Genomic DNA, 23,094 nt, shown 5'->3' on the forward strand with positions numbered 1-23,094 from the left:
TGCCGGCAGCGGATACCAGACCTCTGTACCCGGAGTTCATCTCCGCGGGCCAGCCGGGCGGTGGAAAGGGGTCTATAGTGGGGAAGAGCACTACCTCGCTGATGCAGACCGGCGGCCCTTTTTGATGGCCGGAGGCCTCTGCAATGACAGATTCCCAGATTCATGCGTTCCTGCGCGATTCCGTAATTTACGAAGAAGACAGCGAAGACGGGTTGGGCTTTGAAGCCCTGTATGGCCTGTACATCAGTTGGTGCTTGCTGGGGAACAAGGTTCCCATCCCGGACAGTGCCTTCCGCACGGCAGTCCGGATCAGCGGCGTCAAGCACGACAAGCGTGACGGTCTGCGCTACTACCCGGGACTTCGCATGATTGGCGAGGCTGCGCGGGACTACGTGGTCAACAGCGTTCCCGTAGCCGGTGCCCTGGAGGTTCCCACCCCGGCGTTGCTGGTGGTTGAACAGGATGGGCCGGTTTCCACCCTCAGCTAGTCGGAATGTTTACAGAAAGTGCCCTTATGATTCGTTCGTAAGGGCACTTTCTGTATTCAACCTGGAAGAGGGGCTCAAGTGAAGCCGTCCATCGTATGGTTCCGTGACGACCTCAGGGTCCGCGACAACCCGGCCTTGCGCGCCGCCGTCGATGATGGCGCCGCAGTGGCCCTGTACGTCCTGGACGAGGAATCGCACGGCATCCGTCCGCACGGCGGTGCCGCGAAGTGGTGGCTGCACCACTCCCTGGCGGCGCTGCGCGAGGATCTGGACAAACTCGGGATTCCTTTGTTGCTGCGGCGTGGACCGGCCGCGGAGGTCGTGCGGAAAACCACGACGGCGGCAGGCGCGGGCGCGCTGTACTGGAACCGGCGGTACGGCGAAGTGGAACGGACCATCGACGCCGGGATCAAGGCCTGGGCGGGGGACGAGGGGCTGCATGTAGAGAGCTTCCAGGCCTCCTTGCTCCATGAGCCGTGGAAGATCACTACCAAGACCGGCGGGCAGTACAAGGTCTTCACGCCCTTCTGGCGGGCGGTGTCCGCCCAGGAGTTCCGTGAACCGTTGGCCATCCCGGCCAAGGGGCATGGTTACGGGGGCAAGCTTCCCGCGTATGACGACCTGGATTCCTGGCACCTCCTGCCCACCAGGCCCGACTGGTCCGGGGGGTTGGCTGAGCGCTGGACGCCCGGTTCGGATGCCGGTCACCGGCGGCTCCGGGACTTCGTGGCCAACGGCCTGTCCGGCTACAAGGACGGACGCAACCGGCCGGATGTTGATGGCAGCAGTTCCCTGTCGCCCTACCTCCGCTGGGGTGAACTGAGCCCGTTCGAGGTCTGGCACGCCTTGGGCACCAAGCGCTCGGACAGCGCCACGATTTTCGCCTCCGAGCTTGGGTGGCGGGAATTCTGCTGGCACCAGTACTTCCACAACCCGACCCTGGCCACGGCCAATCTCCGAACCGAGTTCGACCGTTTTCCGTGGGCATGGCCGGGAGCTTCCGGCAGTTCCTCCGATGGCAGGCATCCCGGCCATGAGTCCGCGCCCGAGGAGTTCGAAGCCTGGCAGAAGGGCCTCACCGGGTTTCCCATGGTGGATGCCGGGCAGCGACAGCTTTGGCACACGGGCTGGATGCACAACCGGGTCCGCATGGTCGCTGCGAGCTTCCTGGTGAAGAATCTTGGCATCCACTGGCAGCTCGGCGAGCAGTGGTTTTGGGACACACTGGTTGATGCCGACCCTGCGTCCAATCCGGCCAATTGGCAGTGGGTGGCCGGTTCAGGTGCTGATGCCTCACCGTTCTTCCGGATCTTCAATCCTGAGGCACAGCGCACCAGGTTCGACCCGCACGGCAAGTACATCGCGCACTGGATTCCGGAGTTCGGCACGCCTGATTATCCCGCCGAAATCGTGGACCTCAAGACCTCCCGCCAGGACGCGCTGGATGCCTACAAGGAGCTGCGCGAGGTCCACTTAGGCCTGCCCGCCGCTGCCGGGTGCCCCTCTGGAATTTAGTAGGAAGTCCGAGTATATTCAGGTTCAGAGATGACCTGGATCACAGTTGGTCACGTGTTCCCGCCACGTCCCAGCACCCCGGGAACGGCAGTCATTCACGATGCAAAGGAGCATTCACCATGGTGCGCGAACTTTCCCACTACATTGATGGCCAACGGGTGGACGGAACGTCCGGCCGTTTCAGCGACGTCTACGATCCCTGCACGGGCCAGGTCCAGGCCCGGCTTCCGTTGGCCAGCGCGGACGAGGTTCGCAACGCGGTAGCGAATGCGGAGAAGGGCCAGCTCGAGTGGGCTGCCATGAACCCCCAGCGCCGTGCCCGGATACTGCTGAAGTTCGTTGATTTGGTCAACGACAACATGGACGAACTCGCCAGGCTCCTGTCCTCGGAGCACGGCAAGACCTTTGCCGACGCCAAGGGCGATATCCAGCGCGGCATCGAGGTGGTGGAGTTCTCCGCCGGTGCCCCGCACTTGCTCAAGGGTGAATTCTCCGACAGCGCAGGCCAGGGTATCGATGTCCATTCGCTCCGTCAGCCACTCGGGGTGGTTGCGGGCATTACCCCGTTCAATTTCCCGGCCATGATTCCGCTGTGGAAGTCCGGACCTGCGCTCGCCGCCGGCAACGCATTCATCCTTAAACCGTCCGAACGCGACCCCTCCGTTCCTTTGCGCCTGGCCGAGCTGTACAGCGAAGCCGGGGTGCCGAACGGCGTCTTCAACGTGATCAACGGTGACAAGGAAGCCGTGGACGCGCTCCTCGAGGACCCGCGGGTCAAGGCGATCGGCTTCGTGGGTTCCACGCCGATTGCCCAGTACATCTACGCCACCGCCGCTGCGCACGGCAAGCGGGCCCAGTGCTTCGGCGGGGCAAAGAACCATATGGTGATCATGCCCGACGCCGACCTCGACATGGCTGCCGACGCCCTGATTGGTGCCGGGTACGGTTCCGCAGGTGAGCGCTGCATGGCCATCTCGGTGGCCGTACCTGTGGGCCAGGAGACGGCCGATGCGCTGGTGGCCAAGCTGGGTGAACGGGTCAAGGACCTGAAGGTGGGCCACAGCCTGGACAAAGACGTGGACTTCGGGCCGGTGGTTGCCGCGTCCGCCAAGGAAAGGATCGAGGGATACATCCAGTCCGGCGTTGATGAAGGCGCCACGCTCGTTGCCGATGGGCGCGGCCTGACCGTTGACGGCTATGACGGCGGGTTCTGGGTGGGCCCCACACTCTTCGACAATGTCACCAAGGACATGAAGATCTACAAGGAAGAGATCTTCGGTCCCGTGCTCAGTGTCCTGCGGGCGGCAGACTACGACGAGGCTCTGCGGCTCTGCAGCGAGCACGAGTTCGGCAACGGCGTGGCCATTTTCACCCGCGACGGCGATTCCGCCCGCGACTTCGCCAGCCGGGTGGAAGTGGGCATGGTGGGCATCAACGTCCCCATCCCGGTGCCGATCGCGTACTACACCTTCGGTGGCTGGAAAGCGTCCGGTTTCGGCGACCTCAACCAGCACGGCGCCGACGCCTTCCGTTTCTACACCAAGACCAAGACCGTCACCTCGCGGTGGCCCTCCGGCATCCGCCAGGGCGCCAGCTTCGTGATGCCGGCAGGCAGCTGATGGGAGAAACAGTTTCCACCGAACAGGCAGAAGACCAAGTGCTCTTTGAGCGCCGCGGCCATCTGGGCATCGTGACGCTCAACCGGCCCCGGGCAGTCAACGCCCTCAATGCGGGCATGGTGAAAGCCATGCTGCAGCAGTTGGCTGCCTGGGCTGATGATGACTCCGTTGCCACGGTGTTGGTGCGCGGTGCCGGCGACCGCGGTCTCTGCGCCGGCGGTGACATCGTGGCCATCTACAAGGACATGCTGCACGGCGGTTCGGCCACGGCAGACTTCTGGGCTGATGAATACCGGCTCAACGCCCTGATTGCCAACTACCCCAAGCCCTACGTTGCCTTCATGGACGGGCTGGTGCTCGGTGGTGGCGTGGGCGTTTCGGCCCACGGATCGGTCCGGGTGGTCACCGAACGGACCCGTACCGGCATGCCGGAAACAACCATCGGTTTCGTGCCCGACGTCGGCGGCACCCTGTTGCTGTCGCGTGCACCGGGGGAGACCGGAACCCATGCCGCCCTGACGGGAGCGCACTTGACCGGGGCGGATGCACTGTTCCTCGGACTTGCGGACCACTTCGTGCCGTCCGGAAGCCTCCCGGCACTTGCCCAAGCGCTGGAAAGCTCGACGGCGGACGCCGCCGTCGGGCGCTTTGCCCAAGCCGCGCCGGACTCACCCCTGGAGGCGCAACGGGACTGGATCGATGCCTGCTACGCAGGCGGCGAGGCCGAGGAGATCGTGCACCGCCTGCGCAGTGCCGGTGGGGACGCGGCCGAAGCCGCGGACACGATCGAGGGGAAATCCCCGACGTCGGTCAAGGTTGCCCTGGAATCGTTGCGGCGTGTGCGGGGGCTCTCCCTCGAAGAAGCCCTGGACCAGGAGTACAGGGTGGGTCTTCGCTGCCTCTCGGGTCCGGACTTCCGGGAAGGGATCCGTGCCCAGGTGGTGGACAAGGACCGCAATCCGCAATGGAAGCCGGCCACCCTCGCCGAGGTGGCGGCGTCCGACGTCGAGGGCTATTTCGCGCCGCTTGGCGACCGTGAACTGGGGCTTGCGCCAAGTCCAGTCCAGTCGAGTTGAGGGAGACGATCATGACAGAGAATGCAGCGAGGTCGGCCACGGGACTCATCGCTTTCCTGGGCCTCGGCCACATGGGCGGTCCCATGGCGGCCAACCTGATCAAGGCAGGGCATGAGGTGATCGGCTACGACCCTGTGCCGGCCGCCGTGGAAGCGGCCAGGGACCATGGGATCCCCATGGCGGAATCGGCGGTCGATGCCGTGCGGGACGCGGGCGTGGTGTTGACCATGTTGCCCAGCGGCAAGCATGTGCTGGACGCGTACCGGGGCGTCGAGGGTCCAGGGCTCCTTGCGGCTGCACGGCCGGACACCCTCTTCCTCGACTGTTCCACCATCAACGTGGACGAGGCCCGCGAGGCAGCGTCCCTGGCCGTCGCTGCGGGGCACCGGTCTGTGGATGCTCCCGTGTCCGGTGGGGTAGTAGGCGCCGAGGCCGGAACCCTGACCTTCATGGTGGGAGCGCTGCCCGGGGATTTCGACGCCGTCAGGCCGCTCCTGGAACACATGGGCAAGAGGATCGTCCACTGCGGCGACCACGGAGCCGGCCAAGCCGCGAAGGTGTGCAACAACATGATCCTGGGGGTGTCCATGATCGCTGTTGCCGAGGCCTTTGTCCTGGGCGAGAAACTGGGCCTTACCCATCAGGCGCTGTTCGATGTTGCGTCCAATGCGTCCGGGCAGTGCTGGGCGTTGACCACCAACTGTCCGGTTCCCGGTCCCGTGCCTACGAGTCCGGCCAACCGTGACTACCAACCCGGTTTTGCCGGCGCTTTGATGGCCAAGGACCTGCGCCTGGCAGTGAATGCGTTGGAAAGTACGGGTGTCGCAGCGGAGATGGGGCCGCTGGCGTCCAGGATCTACGATGCCTTTGCTGCCGGAGAGGGCGCCGCGCGGGACTTCTCCGGCATCATTACCGACATCCGCGACAAGTCTTCGTAAGTTTTGGTTGCTGAGAGGGAGAGTATGACGTTCGAGAACATCCTGGTGGAGCGCCGGGGCCGGGTTGGCCTGGTGACGCTGAACAGACCGTCGGCTTTGAACGCCTTGAACACGGCGCTCATGAATGAACTCGTCGAGGCGGTCACTGACATGGATCGTGATCCCGGTGTGGGTGCCGTAGTGATCACGGGTTCGGCAAAGGCCTTCGCGGCTGGTGCGGACATCAAGGAGATGTCCTCCAACAGTTACATGGAAATGTACGCGGCGGATTGGTTCAGGCACTGGGAGGACCTGACGCGCCTGCGCATACCCATCATTGCGGCGGTCTCCGGGTTTGCCTTGGGCGGAGGGTGCGAGTTGGCCATGATGGCCGATGTCATCATCACCGGCGACAACGCCAAATTCGGGCAGCCCGAGATCAACCTGGGTGTGATCCCGGGCATGGGCGGTTCCCAGCGTCTCACCCGGGCTGTGGGCAAGGCCAAGGCGATGGACATGGTCCTGACCGGGCGTTTCATGGACGCGGAGGAGGCTGAGCGTTCGGGCCTGGTCTCCCGGGTGGTGCCCGCCGCGGAAGTTGTGGACGAAGCGTTGAAGGCAGCGGATGTCATTGCTTCGAAGTCCAAACCCGCAGCCATGGTGGCGAAGGAAGCCGTCAATGCCGCGTTCGAGATGGGCCTCGCCCAAGGCGTGGTCTATGAACGCCGGGTGTTCCACTCACTCTTCGCCACCGAGGACCAAAAGGAAGGAATGGCGGCCTTCATGGAGAAACGCGAGCCCGCCTTCAAGCACCGGTAATTCCTGCACGGTAGTTCCTGCCCGGAATCCGTCCCCGGCCCGGATAGACTCAAGGCCACCGACAAAGGGGGAGAGAACATGTCAACGGAGAGTGTTCCGGCCGGTCAGGTCGATGTTTCGGCCCAGCAAGTCAATCGTCTTGCGATCGTCGCAGCGGCAATGGCGGTCCTGGCCCTGGTGGGCTTGTTCTTCGCGGGCATGGCAGTCATTGCCGTATTCGTGGTGGGTGCAGGCCATGTGGCACTCAACCAGATCCAGGAGCGCGGTGAGCGGGGCCGGCCCCTTGCCGTGGGCGCGCTGGCCGTGGGCTACGGGATCGGCGTCCTGTCCTTGGTTTCCGCACTCATTTTTGCCTTCACGGCGACCTACGCGTAGCTCTGGCAAGGGGCGGCCCGGACGCCGGCAGCACTAAACAGCTGCCGGCGCCAGCGCGGCGTCGAAGAACGCCCGCTCCAGGCGGACGGCTTCCCGGAACGTTGCCGCCACCCGGTCGCGAACCGCCGGATTACCCGGTTCCACGGCATTGAACTCTGCCCGCAGCCAAGCCACCCAGGCGTTGTACCCGGGATTGTTGTGGAGCCGGATCCATTCGGAATGCTTGGCCTGCGCAGGCCAGTTCGCGGGGTCTCCGGCCCGTGCAGCCCAGTCACCGTAGAGCCACTCGGCCACCAGGAGCACCGCCAGCACATCCGGATACGAGCGCGTTGCCAGGGCACTTCTCATCAGTGCGTCGAACTGGGCCGTTGCCGGGCCAAGGACCGGAGCGGTACGGTCATGGGCAGGCACGCCGAGTTCATCGAAACAGTCCTGGAAGTACGTGTTCTCATCCGAGGCGAAGGCGCCCAGAATGCCGGCAAACACCAGCCGCGACGGAAGGGCAGGGGCCGACGCCACAGCTTGGCCCAGCAGGGCAGTGAAGGCATCGCAGAACTGGTAGTCCTGCACCAGGTAGTGGCGCAGGTGGTGGTCCGAAAGGCTGCCATCCAGCAGCTTGTCCACAAAGGCGTGATGCACGGCGGCTTCCCAATCAGCGGCGCAACTGGTCCTTAGGTCTTCGGCAAAGCCCACGGCTGGGTGCTCCTCATGGTTGTCGGCGAAGGGGGACTGAACCAGCATAAAGACCGGTCGGTATATCGCTGGTCAGGCGCGGTGTTTGTCCGGCGCTCGTACACGGCGTCCCCTGTCAGTAGACGGTGCCCTGAAGGAGCTCGGACAGGCGGTGGGCCGCGCGCCTGATCTCAGGAACCCCTGCCTTGAGGACGTCTCCACTGGCTGATTCGACGGGGCTGGTCAGCGAGATCGACTCGGTGGGCCGGGCGTCGGCCCGTGGGATGGCCACCGCAACGGACAGCACGCCGGTGGCGCGCTCGTCCTCGGAATAGGCGTAATCCTGTCCGTCCTGCGCCAGCCGTGCCCCGAGGTCGTCCGCAGTAAAGGTGTCTTTCTCGTGCCCTGCCGTGATGGCCGCCGCAACCACCTGCTCGAGTTCCCCGCGCGATAAGCCTGCCAGGAGGATCTTCCCTGCCGCACCCGCCGTCAGTGGAAGCCGCTTACCGAGGGGCAGGTCATAGCGCAGGGGCGATTCCCCATCCACCCGCGCTACCAGGATGCGCTCGAACCCCAAGCGCGTGTAGAGGGATGCGGTGAGACCCGTCTGGGATGCCACTTGCTGAAGGATCGGACGCGCGGCAACCACCAAGGGGTCGTTCTCCAGGTAGCTCCTGGCTGCGGGAAGGACCGCAGGACCCACCCGGTACGACTTGTCGGTTTGGCTGACCATGCCAAAGTCCTGCAGGACCCGGAGAATCCGCAGCGTGGTCGGCAGGCTCATCCCACACGTCCTGGCAAGGTCGCTCAGTCGTTGCGGACGCTCAGCACGCTGCAATTCGGCGAACACTTCCAGGGCCCGGGAGAGGGACCGCATGTTGGCTGCCTTGGGGCTGTCCTCGGCTGCGGCGCCTGGGGAAGGGGGGCTCTCGGTCATTGTTTCATTCTATGTAAGTTCCTTGCGCTTGACAGCTCCTGTGTCCCCTGTCACTATTTCTGAGTACGCAATGTTCTTTCATCCTATGAAACAGAAATCCATAGGGTGTAAGGCAATAAACGTCAGAAGGAAACCATGACAACGGAGTCACTTACGGCCACGTCCAATGCCAGGGGGAGAGTGGCCAAGTCCGTCCTCGCAGGGATTGGCGCTTTCGTCGCAGCAGGCGTCTACGTGCTGGTCAGTTCACTGGAACTTGGCCTGTGGACCAGCCTGGGGCCCGGTCCCGGACTGTTCCCCTTTGCCATGGGCGCGCTGATGGCAGCGATGTCGCTGATCTGGCTTGTCCAGGAATTGCGCCGCCCTAGCGAAACGCCGAAGGGCGCCGATCGGGGAACGGTGATTGCCGTCGTCGTAAGCCTTGCGGTACTTGCCGCCGTCCTGGACCTGATCGGCTTCCAACTGGGTATGTTCCTGTTCCTGCTGTACCACCTCAAGGTGCGTGGACGCAGGGGCTGGGCCTCAACGCTGATCATTGCGCTCGCCGGGAGCGTCGGCGCGTTCTACGCCTTCAATTACGGGCTTAATGTGGCCCTTCCCGCTGCGGGCATCCCCTTCCTGAACTCGATCGGACTTTAGACGTGGACACCCTCAATGAACTGATCGGCGGATTCGCTGCCGCCATGACCTGGCAGAACCTGATTTTCGCCTTCATCGGCTGCCTTCTGGGCACCGTCATCGGCGTCCTGCCGGGCATTGGTCCGGTGGCCGGCGTTGCCCTGCTCATTCCGCTCACCATGAACCTCGACGCGACCGGTGCCATCATCATGCTGTGTGCCATCTTCTATGGCACGGCGTACGGCGGGACCATCACCAGTGTCCTGCTGAACACGCCAGGTGAGGCGGCCTCGGCCATTACCACCATCGACGGCTATGCCATGACCAAGATCGGCAAGGCCGGTGCGGCACTGACCATTGCCGCCGTCGGGTCTTTTGTTGGCGGAACCATAGCCACGCTTGGCTTGGTGGCTGCAGCAAAACCATTGGGGGAGCTCGGCCTCCTGGTCGGGCCGCCTGAATTCTTTGCTCTGATGGTGGTGGGTATTTCACTGCTGGTGGCGCTGGCAGGGAAGTCGATGGTCAAGGCCCTCATCTCGGGTGCCCTGGGCCTCATCATCTCCATGGTGGGCATCGATCCTGTGGCTGGTGCCCCGCGCTTCACGTTCGGCTCCGACAACCTGCTGGACGGGGTCAGCTTTGTGGCCGTCATTGTGGGTGTCTTTGGACTGTCGGAAATCCTGTCCTACCGCAAGGACGCAAAGGTCCAGACGGTCCACGCGCCCGGTTTCCGCTCCCTGCTTCCCAACGCCAATGAGTGGCGCCGCAGTGCTCCATCCATGGCACGGGGTACGGGCATCGGTTTCGGCCTGGGGCTCATACCCGGAATGACCGGATCGGTTTCCTCACTGCTGGCCTATGGTGCCGAAAAGAAGTTCTCCAAGCACCGCAACGAACTCGGCCATGGCGCGATTGAAGGCGTTGCCGGTCCCGAGACGGCCAACAACTCACATGCCAACGCTGCCCTCATCCCGCTCTTCACGCTCGGCATCCCCGCTTCCCCCACCATCGCTGTGCTTATGGGTGCGTTCCTGCAGCAAGGCCTTACCCCGGGGCCGACACTGTTCACCGAGCACTCGCAAATTGCTTGGGCCATCATTGCCAGCCTCTTCATCGGCAACCTCCTGCTGCTGCTCCTCAACGTGCCGCTGGTGGGTCTGTGGACCTCGATCCTCCGGGTTCCGACGACCATCCTGACCGCCCTCATCCTGCTGTTCATGGTGATCGGTGCCTACACGATCAACTTCAGTGTCTTCGATGTGTTCGTCATGATCGCGTTCGGCCTCCTGGGCCTGGCCCTGCGTCACCTCGATATCCCACTGGCCCCCATGGTGCTCACTTTGGTCCTCGGTCCGCTCATGGAACGGTCGCTGCGCGAGTCCTTGGAGATCAGCCAGGGCGACTTCGGCATCTTCGTCAACCGACCCATCTCCATGGTGCTCATCGGTATCGGCGCCCTGATTGTCCTGAGCCCGCTCCTGAAACTCCGCAAGCCCAAGGCCCTCACTGAAGACCCCGAGACCTAAACAATCCATCCCCCTACGTCCCACAGCCCACTTCAAAGGAGAAGAACCATGCCCCGTACACGCATGGCTGCAGCGTTCGCAGCCGTAACCCTGATGGCCCTCACCGGCTGCGGCGCCAACGCCGGATCCAACAACAACGCAGCCGCAGACGACTTTCCCAAAAAGGGCAAGTCGATCGAACTGATCGTTTCCTTCTCACCCGGTGGAGCCGTGGACACGGCCGCCCGCCTGGTCCAGCCCATCCTGGAAAAGGAACTGGGCACCAATGTGGAAGTGATCAACAAGCCCGGTGCCGGCGGCCAGATCGGCTACACGCAGCTCACCAGCGCCAAACCGGATGGATACACCATCGGTGCCACCGGCTCCCCGTCCGTGGTCGCGTCTCCACTGGATCCGGCGCGTGGAGCCAAGTACACCCGCGACAGCTTCCAGCCCCTGGGTCGCCAGGTCATCGACCCCACGGTGATCGCCGTGCAGCCGGACAGCCCGTACAAGACGCTCAAGGAACTCCTTGATGCAGCGAAGGCAAACCCCAAGTCCATGACGGCCAGCACCACCGGCCTGCAGACAGGTGAACACTTCGCCCTGGCCCAGATGCAGGAAGTTACGGGTGCCGAGTTTGCCCCGGTGCATTTCTCAGAAGGCGCCTCCCAGGCCACCACGGCCTTCCTTGGCAAGCACGTGGAGATCCTGGTGGCAAACGTCAGTGACGTGACGGACCTGACCAAGCAGGGCAAAGCCCGCGTCCTCGGTGTCATGACGGCAGAACGTGCTCCGTCACTTCCCGACGTGCCCACGTTCAAGGAATCGGGCTACGAACTCGAAGCCGGCACCGTCCGCGGATACTCAGCGCCGGCAGGGTTGCCCGACGGCGTGGCCAAGAAGCTTGAAGCAGCCTTGCAGAAGGCAATCGAAGACCCTGCCGTGGTCCAAAAGATGGAGGACCTCGGCCTGCAGACGAGCTACCTCAACGGCTCCGGGTACCAGCAGTTCTGGGCAAGCCAGGAAGACGACTTCAAGAAGGTCCTGCCACTGGTCCAGAAGAAGGACTAACAGCCTGACATGAACTGGAGCCTGCCTGGGAAGCCAGCCGGCCCCGCGGCAGTTGCCTCGGCGACTTTACATCTCCTGACCACCATCCAGACGAAGGACTACCACCATGACCAGCCCCGTCCTTGAGGACATCGACGCCGACTTCCCCCGTCCCGACCAGGACATACTGAACCGCCTCGCGAAGCTCCCCGCCGCCAACATCGGGGACGCCATGGACCGCCTGGGCGTGGCGGACTCGGCCATCCAGGCCATCTGGCCCGGCGCCCGCCTCGCGGGACCGGCATTCACGGTGTGGACCCGGCCCGGCGACAACCAGGGCATCCATCAGGCCCTGCAGTTGGCCCAACCAGGTGACGTGATTGTTGTCGCCGGAGGCGGGGACGAGTCCCGGGCCTTGCTGGGAGAACTGATCGGCGAAAGGGCCATCAACCTGGGGATTGCCGGATTTGCCTTGGATGGCGCGGCACGGGATGCGGAGGCGCTGGGCGAGATCGGCATGCCGGTATTCGCCCGTGCCGTCACACCGGCAGGGCCCTACAAGAACGGGCCCTCCCGGTTGGCCACTGCGGTCTCCTTCGGAGGGGTGCCCGTCATGCCGGGCGACATCATCGTCGGCGATTCGGACGGAGTGGTTGTTGTTCCCCGCGAACAAGCGGCCGCCGTCGCCGAGGCCGCTGAGGCGGTCTTCGCGGACGAAACCAACCGCCGTGCCGCGATCATCGCGGATCGCCGGAAGTAGCAGGAACCATAATCCAGCCACCGGCATCAGCCGCGCCCCGCAACTCCTTGGGGCCGGCTTATGCCGGTGTGCCCATCGGCCCACAGATGAAAGACACGAACATGACAGCTTGCACCGTCATAGGCCTCGGCGAAGCCGGAGCCACCTATGCAGCAGCCCTGGTTGCAGCCGGCCACCAGGTGACCGGATTCGATCCCGTTGCACCGACCACTCCCGAAGGGGTTTCCCGGGCAGCCACTGCCGCAGCAGCCTGCAGCGGAGCGGACATTGTTTTGGTCCTGACCGGCGCGGCCGCTGCCCGCAGTGTCGCGGTTGAATGCCTCCCGGTCCTGGACGAAGGCAGCTGCTACGCCGACTTCACCTCATCCTCCCCTCACGTCATGCAGGAGCTCGGCCAGCTGCCGTCCAAGGCACAGTTCGCCGACGTCGCCATCCTCGGTCCCGTGCCCACGCAAGGTGCAAGGACCCCGCTGATGGTCAGCGGCCCAGGTTCCCAAGCGATAGCCGGGCTGCTCGCCCCCTTGGGTGCCGACGTCGAAATTGCCGACGGCGTGCCGGGCGCCGCCATGGCACACAAGCTCCTGCGGAGCGTCCTGATGAAGGGGCTCGCGTCGGTAGTGGTGGAGGCCGTGACGGCTGGCCGGGCAGCCGGGCTGGAGGACTGGATCCGCGAGCAGATCGCCCGGCAGCTCGCGGGAGACGGCCATGCCGTAATCGACCGCTTCCTGGTGGGTACGGCCAAGCATGCGCAACGGCGTTCCAAGGAGATGCAGGACACCGCCAGCTACCTCACCGACGACCTGAAGGTGCCGGCTGAGATGACCACGGCCTCGGCTGTGGCCCTGACCCGTATGGCCAGTGCAGAGGCGGACACTGCGGCGGTATTGCGCTGAACCATGGATCGGGAAGAATCAGGGGATCGGGAAGAATCAGGACCAGGCCACCCGTGAATGTATCACCAGCAATGCCATACCCGTCAGGAGCGCCAACATGATCGGCATATGGGCCCTTGGAGCCTACCTGGCCGTGATCCTGCTCTGGACCACACTCCTGAAACGAAGCGTAGGGGAGGCCATGATCATCGGCTTCCTGGTAGTCCTTCCCTTTACCGGGGCGGCGGCCGGCGAGGTCGGCTGGACGTCGCTGTACTCGGCCATCACCGATGAAATCGTCTATGCCACCATGGCGTTCGTCTTCATGGGATATCTCCTGGACAAAACGGGAGTGCTGGACAAGCTTATCGACCTGCTCAATTCCCTGATCGGGGGTGTTAAGGGCGGACCGGCCTGGGTTTCCACCGTCGCATCGGCCGGCCTGGGCGGAGTGGTTCACAACCAGGCCGCCATCGCCGCCACGGTCGGTTCTGTCACAATTCCGTGGATGGAGAAGTCCAAACTGGATAAACCGTCCGCCGCAACGCTGGTTGCGGGCAATGCAGGCATGGGCATCACGTTCCCGTTCAGCGCCTCCATGTTTGTGTTGGTGGGATCCGCCACCGTGGGCCCGCTGCTGAACATCAATGACCTCGTACTGCCCTTGCTGGTTGGCGGTTTGTGGTGTTTCCTGCACCGGCTGATCGTCACTTGGCTTCTGGTGCGCAAGAGCGGAATGGCTCCCCTCGACGCCGCCCACCGCCTGGGCGTGCGGAATGCCTTCGGCCGGGGATGGGCAACCTTGCTCCTGTTTGTGGTGGTAGCGGTCCCGCTGGTCATAACCTCCGGCGCCATAGGCGCTGCGCTCTCCGGCTGGACAGGCGGGGACATCACCAAGTCCATCAGCGTGATCGTCTGGATTCCGGTGGTTCTCATCATTACCGGTGCGCTGCTGGGCCGGAAGCTCCTGCCGCGGAACGGCAAGGCCTGGTGGGATTTGTTGCAAAACTCGGCTCCCCGGTTTGGTGTTGTGGGGATAACCGTGGTTTTTGCTTTCGCTGGTGCCAATGCTTTGGCGGCTACAGGCTTGCCGAAGCAAATGACGGCCCTGTTGAGCCAGATGCATCTGCCCTTGTGGCTGCTCGCCATTCTCATTGGCCTGATCATCATCGCAGTGGCCGCGCCCCTGTCCGCCACAGCGACCATGGCCGCCGTCGGGACCGTCGGCGTGGCGACGTTGGTGGCAGCCGGAGTTCCCGCGACAACAGCCGCGGTTGCGGTGCTGGTCTTTTCTTCCTGCGAAGCTGCAGTCCCGCCCGGTGGTGCCCCTCTGTATGTGGCGTGCGGAATCGCCGACGTCAATCCGATCAAGACCTTCTCCAGGCTCCTCACGCACTATGCCCTGCCGTTGCTGGGCATCGGTGTGCTGATCATCCTGGGTGTCCTCCCCATCTAAGGAACCCCACCAATGCATCAGCTCCGACGCGCCGTACAGGCCACTTTCGTCGTTACACTCGCTGCGCTCCTGGCCGGAGGAGTGCTTTTCGTCACCGGGCAGGCCCTGTCCCTCGCAGCAGGACAGGGGGAGTGGCTGACGTTTCTGGACGACGTGTTCAAGCCGATGATGTCCATCGCGGCTTCGGTCTGCGCCGTGGCCGGGTTTGTGCTCAGCTATAAGAAGCACCAGCCGCAGGAAGACCACGCGGAGGCCACTGCGCGATGACCGGTTTGACGGAAGGATGTCCCGATTATGCCGCGTTGCTGCGGCGGAAAGGCCGGCTGGCCGGTACCTCCTGGGGTCTGTTCACCGACGAAGACCGCGGCACGCCGTCGTTCATCACCCCCGATGCAATCCTGGCAGCAAAGGACTGCATCCGCACGGGGGCTGTCTTCGGACTGGATTACGCGGTGGACGCCTTCGACCCGGGCATGTCACTTAAACGGGGAGCCCCCCGGCACATTATCTACTCGTCCCACCCCGCCCACCGGGACGATTACCTTGACGGGTTCTACCTTCAAGGCTCCACACAGATCGACGGGCTCCGCCACCGGCGGGCAGACGACGTGGGCTTCTACAACGGGACTCCCGACGATCTGGTCAGGGAGGGAACGCCGGACCTCGGCATCCAGGGGTGGGCGGACCAGCCCATCGTTGGCCGTGGAGTGCTGGTGGATCTCGAGGGGTTCAGGTCGGCCCAGGGCAATCCCATCGACCACGCATCCGGCGAACCGTTGGGACTGGAGCTGATCAAGGCCGCCATCCAGGACCAGTCCCTCAGCCTGGAACCGGGCGACATTCTCATGCTCCATACAGGCTGGTGCGAATGGTTCCTCGGGCTGAAGCCTGAGGACAAGCAGGAGGTACGGGCGGGCCGCAAAGCAACAGGGGTGGTGCAATCCGACGAGTTTGTCGCGTGGGCTTGGGATCATCGGTTTGCGCTGCTGGCCGCCGATAACTTTGCCTTCGAATGCCTGCCCGCAGTGGCAGACAGCCCCTATCTGGAGGCAGCTCCCAACGACAATGGCATGATGCACCAACAGCTCCTGGCAAAGCTCGGCATGCCCCTGGGGGAACTATGGAAGCTGGGACCACTGGCCCGGCACATGCGTGAGACCAAAACCTGGGATGCATTTGTCAGTATCAAGCCACTGAACATTGTGGGCGGAACAGGGTCACCCGCCAACGCCACGGCCCTGACCTAGGAGACGCGAAGAAGTTGCGAGGCCAACCGGCACTGGTTCCTGTGTCCGTGCCCGCGTAAGCTCGGGGCCATGACGGAGTCCGGACCCATCGTCGTTGGATATGACGGTTCCACAGAAGCGAAGCTGGCCGTGTCATGGGCTGCCAACCAAGCGCTGCTGCGGAAGCGTCCACTGCATCTGGTGCACTGCTCCCTATGGATTCTGGTCGCCCCCGACCTCGCTCCGGTCCCCGGTGTAGCCGACAGCGGGCTTGAGCGGGCGGCCGAGCTTGTCCTGCAGGAGGGCCGGGCGCTCGCAAAAGACGCGGCGCCCGCACTGGAGGTTAACACCACGCTGCTCCATGGCTTGCCGAGGGACCATTTGGCCAGGATGTCAGCCGACGCGGACATGCTGGTCCTGGGCAGCCGGGGAATCGGCGGGTTCATGGGTTTGCTCATCGGATCCGTCAGCTTGGAGATGGCGGCCACCGCCTCCTGCCCCGTGGCGGTCATCCGATCCGTTGAGCATCCTGATGGCCCCGTAGTGGTGGCGATCGATGATGCAGGTTCACCGGCGGCCCTCGAGGACGCGTGCGCCATGGCGGAAGCCGAAAGCGCCACGCTAAAGATCGTCCACGTCGTTCACGAGCCGTCCGGCTACCGGCGGTTGCGGGACCCCGTGGACGCCTACCCGGCAGCGGAAGCACTCATCGACGCAGCAGTACTCAAGGCACGCCGGGAGGCGCCGCACGTGGAGGTTTCCGGACAGTTGTTGGTCGACCACTCGACGCCGCGGGCGATCCTCGAGGCCGCGAAGGACGCCCGGATCGTTGTGGTCGGCACCAAAGGGCACGGACTCATCAAAGGAACCATAGGGTCAACCGCGCATGCAGTCATGCATCACGCCGCCGGTCCCGTCCTGGTATCCCGCCGCAGCGCCGAGCCGCCCAGCGCTACTCCCCGGTGAAGTCTCCGGCATCCCTGCGGAAGGCGCCGAGGACGCGGATGAGGTGATCGACGTCGTCGTCCTTGAATCCCGACTTGCCGAAAACCTCGGTGTTGAGCGCCGCCGTCGCCTTTTTTGCGAGCGTGCGGCCCTCCGGGGTGAGCTCGATCAGCGTGGTGCGGCCGTCTGTAGGGTGGGGTGACCTGGCCACCAGCGCGGCCTTTTCCAAGCGGTCGACCGCGTTGGTCACCGACGTGGGATGCACCTGCAGCAGGGCGCTCGCCTTGTTCATGGGCAGCGCACCGCTGCGGGCGAAGCTCAGCAGGGCCAGGAGTTCATACCGTGCGAACGTCAGGCCGAACGGCTTGAGCACCGTCTCGATGCGGGCCAGCAGGATCTGCTGGGTCCGCATGATTGCGGTGATGGCAGCCATGGGAGCCGCGACATCGCCCCACCCATGCCGTTCCCAGTTGCGTTGGGCGTCGGCGATGGGGTCGCGGGGGAGCGGGGTGCCCATGTACGTCCTTTCTGTGGTGGGTGCCTAGTCTTTCAGATTCGGAAACTCTTCCTCCGTGTATTCGACGCCGAGGCCCGCCGGAAGCGGGCCGGCACCGTGGCGGGCCACCTCGGTTCCGCGCAGTTCGACCCGGCGGATCTTGCCGGAAATGGTCTTGGGCAGTTCCCCGAATTCGATCCTGCGGATCCGTTTGAAGGGTGCCAGGTGTTCCCGGGCGTACCGGAGGATGTCCTCGGCGACCGCCGGGCCGGGTTCATAGCCGGCGGACAGCACCACGAATGCCTTGGGCACCGACAGCTTCACGGCATCAGGAGAAGGCACGACGGCGGCCTCCGCCACTGCGGGGTGTTCGATCAGGACGCTTTCGAGTTCGAAGGGCGACAAACGGTAGTCCGAGGACTTGAAGACGTCATCGTCCCGGCCTACGTACGTGATGACACCGTCAACGTCCCTGCTGGCCATGTCGCCGGTGTGGTAGTAGCCGTCGCGGAAGGCTTCCGCCGTTTTCGCCTCATCGCCGAAGTAGCCCTTCATGAGCCCCACGGGCCGTGGGTCCAAGCGCAAGCAGAGTTCGCCGTCGTCGGCTTCCTGGCCGGTGACCGGGTCCACGAGGACGACGTCGTATCCGGGGAGGGGGCGTCCCATGGAACCGATCTTGACCGGCTGGGCCGGAGTGTTGGCGATTTGGACGGTGGTTTCCGTTTGACCGAAGCCGTCACGGATGGTGACGCCCCAGGCTTCCTCGACCTGGCCGATCACTTCGGCGTTCAGGGGTTCGCCCGCGGAGACCACTTTTTTCGGCGGATTCTCAAGCTGCGTCAGGTCAGCCTGGATGAGCATGCGCCACACGGTGGGCGGGGCGCAGAAGCTCGTGACGCCTTCGCGGTCCATCTGTTCCATGAGGGCTTTCGCGTCGAACCGCTCGTAGTTGTAGATGAAGACGCAGGCCTCGGCGATCCACGGCGTGAAGACGTTGGACCACGCGTGCTTGGCCCAGCCAGGGGAGGCGACATTGAGGTGGACATCGCCGGGTTCCACGCCGATCCAGTACATCGTGGACAGGTGGCCCACGGGGTAGGAAGTATGCGTGTGCTCCACGAGCTTGGCCCGCGATGTAGTCCCGGAGGTGAAATAGAGCAGCAGCGTCTCGTCCGCGCGGGTGGGGGCGTCGGGCGTGAAGTCAGTGCCGGCGTCGTAAGAATCTTTATACTGTTTTGCCGCTTTGCTGGTGGCTTCCTGGCCGACTTCAATCAGCGTGTAGGTGCCCTCGACGTCGGCGAACTTGCCGATGTTGGCGCTGCCGACGGCGACCCACGAGGCGCCGCCGCGCTCCACGCGGTCCTGCAGATCGCGGGCGCCCATGAGGGTGGTGGTGGGGATCATGACGATGCCGAGTTTAATGCCGGCCAGCATGAGCTCCCACAGTTCCACCTGGTTGCCGAGCATGATGATCATATGGTCGCCGCGGCGGACGCCCTGGTCCCGCAACCAGTTGGCCAGCTGCGAGGAACGCTGTGACAGTTCCTGGTAGCTGCGGCGTGTGGAGCTGCCGTCCTGCTCCACGATGACCAGTGCGGGTTGGTTCATTCGCGCAGGGTCTGCTGCGAGGTGGTCGAACCAGTCCAGGGCGAAGTTGAAGTGTTCGAAGCGAGGCCACTGGAATTCGCTGTGGGCCTGCCGATAGTCCTCACGAAGCTCGAGCAAGCGGTCGCGGGCCGCACGGAAGTCGTCAGTGACTGTCATAGTCCGCCTTTCGCTGGGGCATCGCCGCCCTAGTGATCCACATCACCTTGCAATATACTAGGACATCCAAGGGTTTGGAAGAGCCTGCGCGGGACATGACGAAGGGGTCACATGCTCGACGAAAAAGCCGGCACTGCCACGAGCGGAGCCGCCAACGGGGCAAGCAGCAAAAATGTCCTCCCTCCTTACCCGGAGGCGGACCTGATGCACGTAGTGGACCTGCTCCCTGCCGGGGAACACGCCCGCTACGTTGACGTGCGGGAGTTCCTCCAATCGCACGTGCGGGCTGCCAGTATCGACTACTGGAACAGGGAAGAATTCCCTTATGGCCTGCTCGCCGACATGGCCAAGTTCGGGCTTGGCAGGCTGCAGACGGATGGTTCGTCGAAGCTGTTTAAAGGTCTCATGTACACAGAGGTCGCCCGGGCCGATGTTTCGCTCTCGGCCTTGGTGGGGATCCACAATGAACTCATCGTCGGGATGATCCATGAACTGGGCTCGTCCGAACAGAAGCAGCGCTGGCTGCCGGGCCTCGAAGCCTTCACCCAGTTGGGCGCCTTTGCGCTGACCGAACCGGATCACGGGTCCGACATCGCCGGAGGACTCTCGACGACGGCGCGGCGCGACGGCGGTGAATGGGTCATCAACGGTGCCAAGCGCTGGATCGGGGCTGGCACGATTGCCGACTTCGCGTTGGTCTGGGCGCGCGACGAGGCCGACGGGCACATTAAAGGCTTCATCGTTGAGACGGACCGGCCCGGGTATTCCGCCACCAAGATCTCGCACAAGATCGGCCTGAGGATCATGCAGAATGCCGACATTGTTTTGGATGAGGTCCGCGTCCCCCTGGACAACCTGCTGCCTGGCGCCACCGAGTTTTCCCGGGCCAACGACCTCCTGCGCGACTCCCGGGCGTGGGTTGGATGGCAGGCTGCAGGGATCCAACTGGCCGCTTTCGATGTCGCCCGGTCATATGCCTTGAGCCGTTTCCAGTTCGGCAGGGAGTTGGCGCGCTTCCAGTTGGTCCAACAGCAACTCGCGGACATCCTGGGGAACGCCCACGCATCGCTGTCCCTGATGGTGGAACTGGCCCGCATCCAGGAAGCCGGGAAATTGGAGATGGTCCAGGCAGCGATGGCCAAAGCGACCACCACCCGCCTGGCCCGTTCATCCGTGGCAATGGGACGCTCCCTGCTGGGCGGCAACGGCATCACCACGGACTACGAAATGGGCAAGCTCTTCGGCGACGCGGAGATTCTTTACACGTACGAGGGCAGCTACGAGATCAACTCGATGATCGTGGCCCGGGCTGTGACGGGGAAGTCGGCGTTTGTTTAAAGCAGCGTTGGCTGCTGTGGGTAAGGATCTTTTCACTTAGAGGATTAAGTGAAAAGATCCACGCTGTGTTCCTTTCACTTCCCGAACCACTTAGACCGGGCAATCTCCGAGGATCCGTGCCATGGCGTCGTGTTCAGCCTGCGTGACCCAGAGGCCATAAGCGGCCTTCACCGAGATCTGCCGCGTAACGTATTCGCAGCGGAAGGCTTTGCTGGGCGGCAACCAGGTGGCGGCGTCGCCGTCGCCCTTTTGCTGGTTGGTGGGCCCATCGGTAGCTTGCAGGTTCAGCGGATCGTTCGCGAGGGCCGTCCGCTGTTCCCGGCTTAGCTGCTGGGCGCCCTTTTGCCAGGCGTCGCTGAGGGCCACCACATGGTCGATTTGTACAGCTGAGCTTGTGGTGGTGCCGCGGACAAAGGCGATGGTCTTGGCCGTGTAAGGGTCGGCGAGCGTACCGCTTTTGACCTTGCAGGGCACGCTGTTGACGTAGCTGACGGCTGTGAGGTCACGTTTGAGGATGTCGTTCCGGGTGTCGCATCCATTGCGGTCGACGTCCGCCCAGGCTTGCCCGAACTGGTCGCGGTCGTATCCCGTTTTCGGGGCGCGACCCTTGATAGGGAGGGTTGTCAGGGTATCGAGTGCCTGTGAGGCTCCACGAACGCCAGTGGCTTCGACCGGGCCGGGCGCGCAGCTTCCCAATAAGAAGGCCAGCGATACCGCCAGGACAAGGGCGCCTGGGCGTCGCCAACCGGATAGGACGTGTGTGGGCAAAGCCGGCAAAAATAATCCCCTTCTTCATGACGTCAGGCCGCGAGTCAACGGCCGACTTGGGGCGCTTTTGGGAAGACACCCTCGGGGATTCTAGTTGCCTGAATTACAAGGCTGTAATTAGCTGCGGTTGGTTAGAGGTTCGCCTCCGCGTAGACCCGCAACGCGTCCCGCACAAATGCAGCCCCCGATTCCCCGCCGTAGTTGGCTGCGAAGCGCGGATCAGCGACGTACATCTCGCCGAGGCCCACCACATAGCCCTTCACATCTCCGCCCGGAGCGGCGGAGGGGGTTCCCGGAATACCGCGCAGCCACTCGACGTGGCGCCGTGCGAGATCCTGGGCTTCTGCGCTGTCAGGCGAAACCCCGGACGTCGCTGCCGCAATCCAGTCGCTGCCAAGTTTCTGTGAACGGTCTTTCCATTCCTGCTTTTCTTCGGAGCCCATGCCCCGCCACCACGCATCGCTGGCGGCGTAGGCGTCCTTGCCCCATCGCTCCTCCACCTCATCCTTGTACTCAGTGTGGTCGAAGCCGTCGAACATGTCCTGTGCCATGTACTTTCCATCCCCTTTCAATGTCTCGATCGTTTGCTGCACCGACGCGATTTGCCGGGCTAGCCGGTCGCGTTCCTGTCCAAGCCACTCCAAGTGCCCATTCAAGGCTTTGACGGTGTCCGTTTCCCGTGCAAGGACGTCTGAAATGGCCGACAGTCCAAGCCCCAGTTCCCGCAGCAGCAGGATGCGCTGGAGCTGAACCAAGGCCGGACCGTCGTAATAGCGGTAGCCGTTATGTCCGGTCCGGCTTGGCTTCAGCAGCCCAATGTCGTCGTAATGACGCAGCGTGCGGCTTGTGGTTCCTGCCATCCTTGCGATTTCCTGGATTGACCAGTCCATCCGTCCTCCGTCCCGTGCCTGTCCTTTGACAGTAGAGGTTGACGTTACGTCAAGGTCAAGGGGATGAGTGCGGTACTAGTCGGCCAAGATCAGGTACAGCGCCCGGCGGGTTTCATCGAGCTTCTCGATGGCTGCCTTGCGCTGTTCCTCGGTGGCCGTGGCGCGGAACTGGTGGATGGCCCCCATGAGTTTCCCGATGCTCTGGTGGAACTCGTGGTCGGTCCCGTCCACGCCCGTGTTCCAGGCGTTGGCCAATTCTTCCTGGTGTCCGGCAACGTATTCACGGCCGGCTTCGGTGAGGGTGAACTCGGTGCGGCGTCCCTCACCGGTGGCGGCGATGAGTTCTTCATCTTCCAATTGCTGCAGGGTCGGGTAGACGGATCCAGGGCTGGGACGCCATGCGCCGGCAGTCTTTTCTGCGATGGTCTTGATCAGCCCGTAGCCGTTCGATGGGGATTCGGCCAGCAGCGACAGGATTGCCGCGCGGACGTCGCCGCGGTTGCGGCGCGGTCCGCCAGGACCAAAGCCGCGGGGACCGAGGCCGCCGGGTCCAAATCCCGGACCGAAGCCTGGGCCGAATCCGCCGCCGTGACCGCCGGGACCCCGACGTCCTCGGCCGCGGCCAAACCGTCCACGGCCGGGGAAGCCCGGACCTTGTTCGGGAGAGTGGTGGTCGTGTTCGTGGATGCCTTTCATAACAGCATCATCCTTTCGATAGATTCCACCGAAGGAGTATCGGCGATAGTTAACGATATATCGGTAACTATCGTGTCGTCAAGACGGGTGAGAGAGGGTCCGGCTGGAAAGGGCTTTAGGTGAGAGAGGGTCCGGCTGGAAAGGGCTTTAGGTGAGAGAGGGTCCGGCTGGAAAGGGCTTTAGGTGAGAGAGGGTCCGGCTGGAAAGGGCTTTAGGTGAGAGAGGGTCGTTAACGCCCGACGGCGGGTGCGGACTTATCGCTAAGTCCGCACCCGCCGTCGCGGTTTTG

At 63.7% G+C, this 23,094-nt stretch carries 24 protein-coding genes; 17 read left to right on the forward strand and 7 right to left on the reverse strand.

The annotated features are described in order from the left end of the window. The first annotated feature begins 143 nt into the window (after nt 1–143). The 7 genes from ACPFL9_RS02525 to ACPFL9_RS02555 all read left to right on the forward strand — a co-directional run bounded on the left by ACPFL9_RS02525 (nt 144) and on the right by ACPFL9_RS02555 (nt 6,809). Entirely contained in the window at nt 144–488 is a 345-nt protein-coding gene (locus ACPFL9_RS02525) for a hypothetical protein (protein ID WP_426005642.1), read from the forward strand. A gap of 78 nt (nt 489–566) precedes the next feature. Then, nucleotides 567–2,003 carry a cryptochrome/photolyase family protein gene (locus tag ACPFL9_RS02530; protein WP_426005643.1) on the forward strand — a complete coding sequence of 479 codons (1,437 nt, stop codon included), beginning with the start codon at nt 567–569 and terminating at the stop codon, nt 2,001–2,003. Between the two features lie 119 nt (nt 2,004–2,122). After that, nucleotides 2,123–3,622: a CoA-acylating methylmalonate-semialdehyde dehydrogenase gene (locus ACPFL9_RS02535; protein ID WP_426005645.1), complete on the forward strand. Its 1,500-nt coding sequence runs from the start codon at nt 2,123–2,125 to the stop codon at nt 3,620–3,622. After that, a complete protein-coding gene (locus ACPFL9_RS02540) occupies nt 3,622–4,698 on the forward strand; it encodes an enoyl-CoA hydratase/isomerase family protein (protein ID WP_426005647.1) in 1,077 nt (358 codons plus the stop codon). The genes ACPFL9_RS02535 and ACPFL9_RS02540 overlap by 1 nt, the downstream gene beginning before the upstream one ends. 11 nt (nt 4,699–4,709) lie before the next feature. Further along, on the forward strand, nt 4,710–5,636 hold the full coding sequence (gene mmsB / locus ACPFL9_RS02545; protein WP_426005648.1) for a 3-hydroxyisobutyrate dehydrogenase: 927 nt from the start codon (nt 4,710–4,712) through the stop codon (nt 5,634–5,636). Nucleotides 5,637–5,660: 24 nt separating this feature from the next. After that, the gene (locus ACPFL9_RS02550; RefSeq protein WP_426005649.1) at nt 5,661–6,434 is read left to right on the forward strand and encodes an enoyl-CoA hydratase; all 774 of its coding nucleotides are present in this window, start codon (nt 5,661–5,663) and stop codon (nt 6,432–6,434) included. A gap of 78 nt (nt 6,435–6,512) precedes the next feature. Beyond that, complete coding sequence (locus ACPFL9_RS02555; RefSeq protein ID WP_426005650.1) at nt 6,513–6,809, forward strand: DUF4190 domain-containing protein; 297 nt, start codon at nt 6,513–6,515, stop codon at nt 6,807–6,809. A 33-nt stretch (nt 6,810–6,842) separates the two neighbouring features. On the opposite strand, the gene ACPFL9_RS02560 is transcribed toward ACPFL9_RS02555, so the two are convergent. Together ACPFL9_RS02560 and ACPFL9_RS02565 are read right to left on the reverse strand one after the other, a co-directional pair. Next, nucleotides 6,843–7,550 carry a TenA family protein gene (locus ACPFL9_RS02560; RefSeq protein WP_426005651.1) on the reverse strand — a complete coding sequence of 236 codons (708 nt, stop codon included), beginning with the start codon at nt 7,548–7,550 and terminating at the stop codon, nt 6,843–6,845. Between the two features lie 67 nt (nt 7,551–7,617). Continuing rightward, nucleotides 7,618–8,418, reverse strand: a complete 801-nt coding sequence (locus tag ACPFL9_RS02565) for an IclR family transcriptional regulator (RefSeq protein ID WP_426005652.1) — start codon at nt 8,416–8,418, stop codon at nt 7,618–7,620. Between the two features lie 135 nt (nt 8,419–8,553). On the opposite strand from ACPFL9_RS02565, the gene ACPFL9_RS02570 reads away from it, so the two are divergent. The 9 genes from ACPFL9_RS02570 to ACPFL9_RS02610 all read left to right on the forward strand — a co-directional run bounded on the left by ACPFL9_RS02570 (nt 8,554) and on the right by ACPFL9_RS02610 (nt 16,874). Next, nucleotides 8,554–9,057 carry a tripartite tricarboxylate transporter TctB family protein gene (locus tag ACPFL9_RS02570; RefSeq protein WP_426005653.1) on the forward strand — a complete coding sequence of 168 codons (504 nt, stop codon included), beginning with the start codon at nt 8,554–8,556 and terminating at the stop codon, nt 9,055–9,057. 2 nt (nt 9,058–9,059) lie between these two features. Beyond that, complete coding sequence (locus tag ACPFL9_RS02575) at nt 9,060–10,562, forward strand: tripartite tricarboxylate transporter permease (RefSeq protein WP_426005654.1); 1,503 nt, start codon at nt 9,060–9,062, stop codon at nt 10,560–10,562. A gap of 48 nt (nt 10,563–10,610) precedes the next feature. Then, nucleotides 10,611–11,615: a tripartite tricarboxylate transporter substrate binding protein gene (locus ACPFL9_RS02580; protein WP_426005656.1), complete on the forward strand. Its 1,005-nt coding sequence runs from the start codon at nt 10,611–10,613 to the stop codon at nt 11,613–11,615. A gap of 106 nt (nt 11,616–11,721) precedes the next feature. Then, nucleotides 11,722–12,354, forward strand: coding sequence for a methyltransferase (locus ACPFL9_RS02585; protein ID WP_426005657.1), 633 nt, complete (start codon nt 11,722–11,724; stop codon nt 12,352–12,354). 101 nt (nt 12,355–12,455) lie between these two features. Beyond that, the gene (locus ACPFL9_RS02590) at nt 12,456–13,247 is read left to right on the forward strand and encodes a DUF1932 domain-containing protein (RefSeq protein ID WP_426005658.1); all 792 of its coding nucleotides are present in this window, start codon (nt 12,456–12,458) and stop codon (nt 13,245–13,247) included. 97 nt (nt 13,248–13,344) lie between these two features. After that, a complete protein-coding gene (locus ACPFL9_RS02595; RefSeq protein WP_426005659.1) occupies nt 13,345–14,682 on the forward strand; it encodes a TRAP transporter large permease subunit in 1,338 nt (445 codons plus the stop codon). 12 nt (nt 14,683–14,694) lie between these two features. Then, on the forward strand, nt 14,695–14,949 hold the full coding sequence (locus ACPFL9_RS02600) for a hypothetical protein (protein WP_426005661.1): 255 nt from the start codon (nt 14,695–14,697) through the stop codon (nt 14,947–14,949). Continuing rightward, nucleotides 14,946–15,929, forward strand: coding sequence for a cyclase family protein (locus ACPFL9_RS02605; protein WP_426005662.1), 984 nt, complete (start codon nt 14,946–14,948; stop codon nt 15,927–15,929). Before ACPFL9_RS02600 ends, ACPFL9_RS02605 begins: the two co-directional genes overlap by 4 nt. Nucleotides 15,930–15,998: 69 nt before the next feature. Further along, nucleotides 15,999–16,874, forward strand: a complete 876-nt coding sequence (locus ACPFL9_RS02610) for a universal stress protein (protein ID WP_426005663.1) — start codon at nt 15,999–16,001, stop codon at nt 16,872–16,874. Here ACPFL9_RS02610 and ACPFL9_RS02615 read toward each other — a convergent pair. Next, nucleotides 16,861–17,370: a MarR family winged helix-turn-helix transcriptional regulator gene (locus ACPFL9_RS02615; protein ID WP_426005665.1), complete on the reverse strand. Its 510-nt coding sequence runs from the start codon at nt 17,368–17,370 to the stop codon at nt 16,861–16,863. The genes ACPFL9_RS02610 and ACPFL9_RS02615 overlap by 14 nt on opposite strands. A gap of 24 nt (nt 17,371–17,394) precedes the next feature. Further along, a complete protein-coding gene (locus tag ACPFL9_RS02620; protein WP_426005666.1) occupies nt 17,395–19,113 on the reverse strand; it encodes an AMP-binding protein in 1,719 nt (572 codons plus the stop codon). A 111-nt stretch (nt 19,114–19,224) separates the two neighbouring features. Between ACPFL9_RS02620 and ACPFL9_RS02625 the strand changes: the two genes are divergently transcribed. Beyond that, nucleotides 19,225–20,451 (forward strand): acyl-CoA dehydrogenase family protein, encoded by a 1,227-nt coding sequence (locus ACPFL9_RS02625; protein WP_426005667.1) that lies wholly within the window; start codon nt 19,225–19,227, stop codon nt 20,449–20,451. 90 nt (nt 20,452–20,541) lie between these two features. Here the strand turns inward: ACPFL9_RS02625 and ACPFL9_RS02630 are convergent, their stop codons facing one another. From ACPFL9_RS02630 to ACPFL9_RS02640, 3 genes are all read right to left on the reverse strand, one after another. Further along, nucleotides 20,542–21,219, reverse strand: coding sequence for an HNH endonuclease family protein (locus ACPFL9_RS02630; protein ID WP_426005669.1), 678 nt, complete (start codon nt 21,217–21,219; stop codon nt 20,542–20,544). A gap of 131 nt (nt 21,220–21,350) precedes the next feature. After that, complete coding sequence (locus tag ACPFL9_RS02635) at nt 21,351–22,109, reverse strand: MerR family transcriptional regulator (RefSeq protein ID WP_426005670.1); 759 nt, start codon at nt 22,107–22,109, stop codon at nt 21,351–21,353. A gap of 75 nt (nt 22,110–22,184) precedes the next feature. Next, nucleotides 22,185–22,805 (reverse strand): PadR family transcriptional regulator, encoded by a 621-nt coding sequence (locus ACPFL9_RS02640; RefSeq protein ID WP_426005671.1) that lies wholly within the window; start codon nt 22,803–22,805, stop codon nt 22,185–22,187. Nucleotides 22,806–23,094 lie beyond the last annotated feature (289 nt).

The organism is Paenarthrobacter sp. NyZ202 (genome assembly GCF_049860755.1).
Classification (GTDB): Bacteria; Actinomycetota; Actinomycetes; order Actinomycetales; family Micrococcaceae; genus Arthrobacter.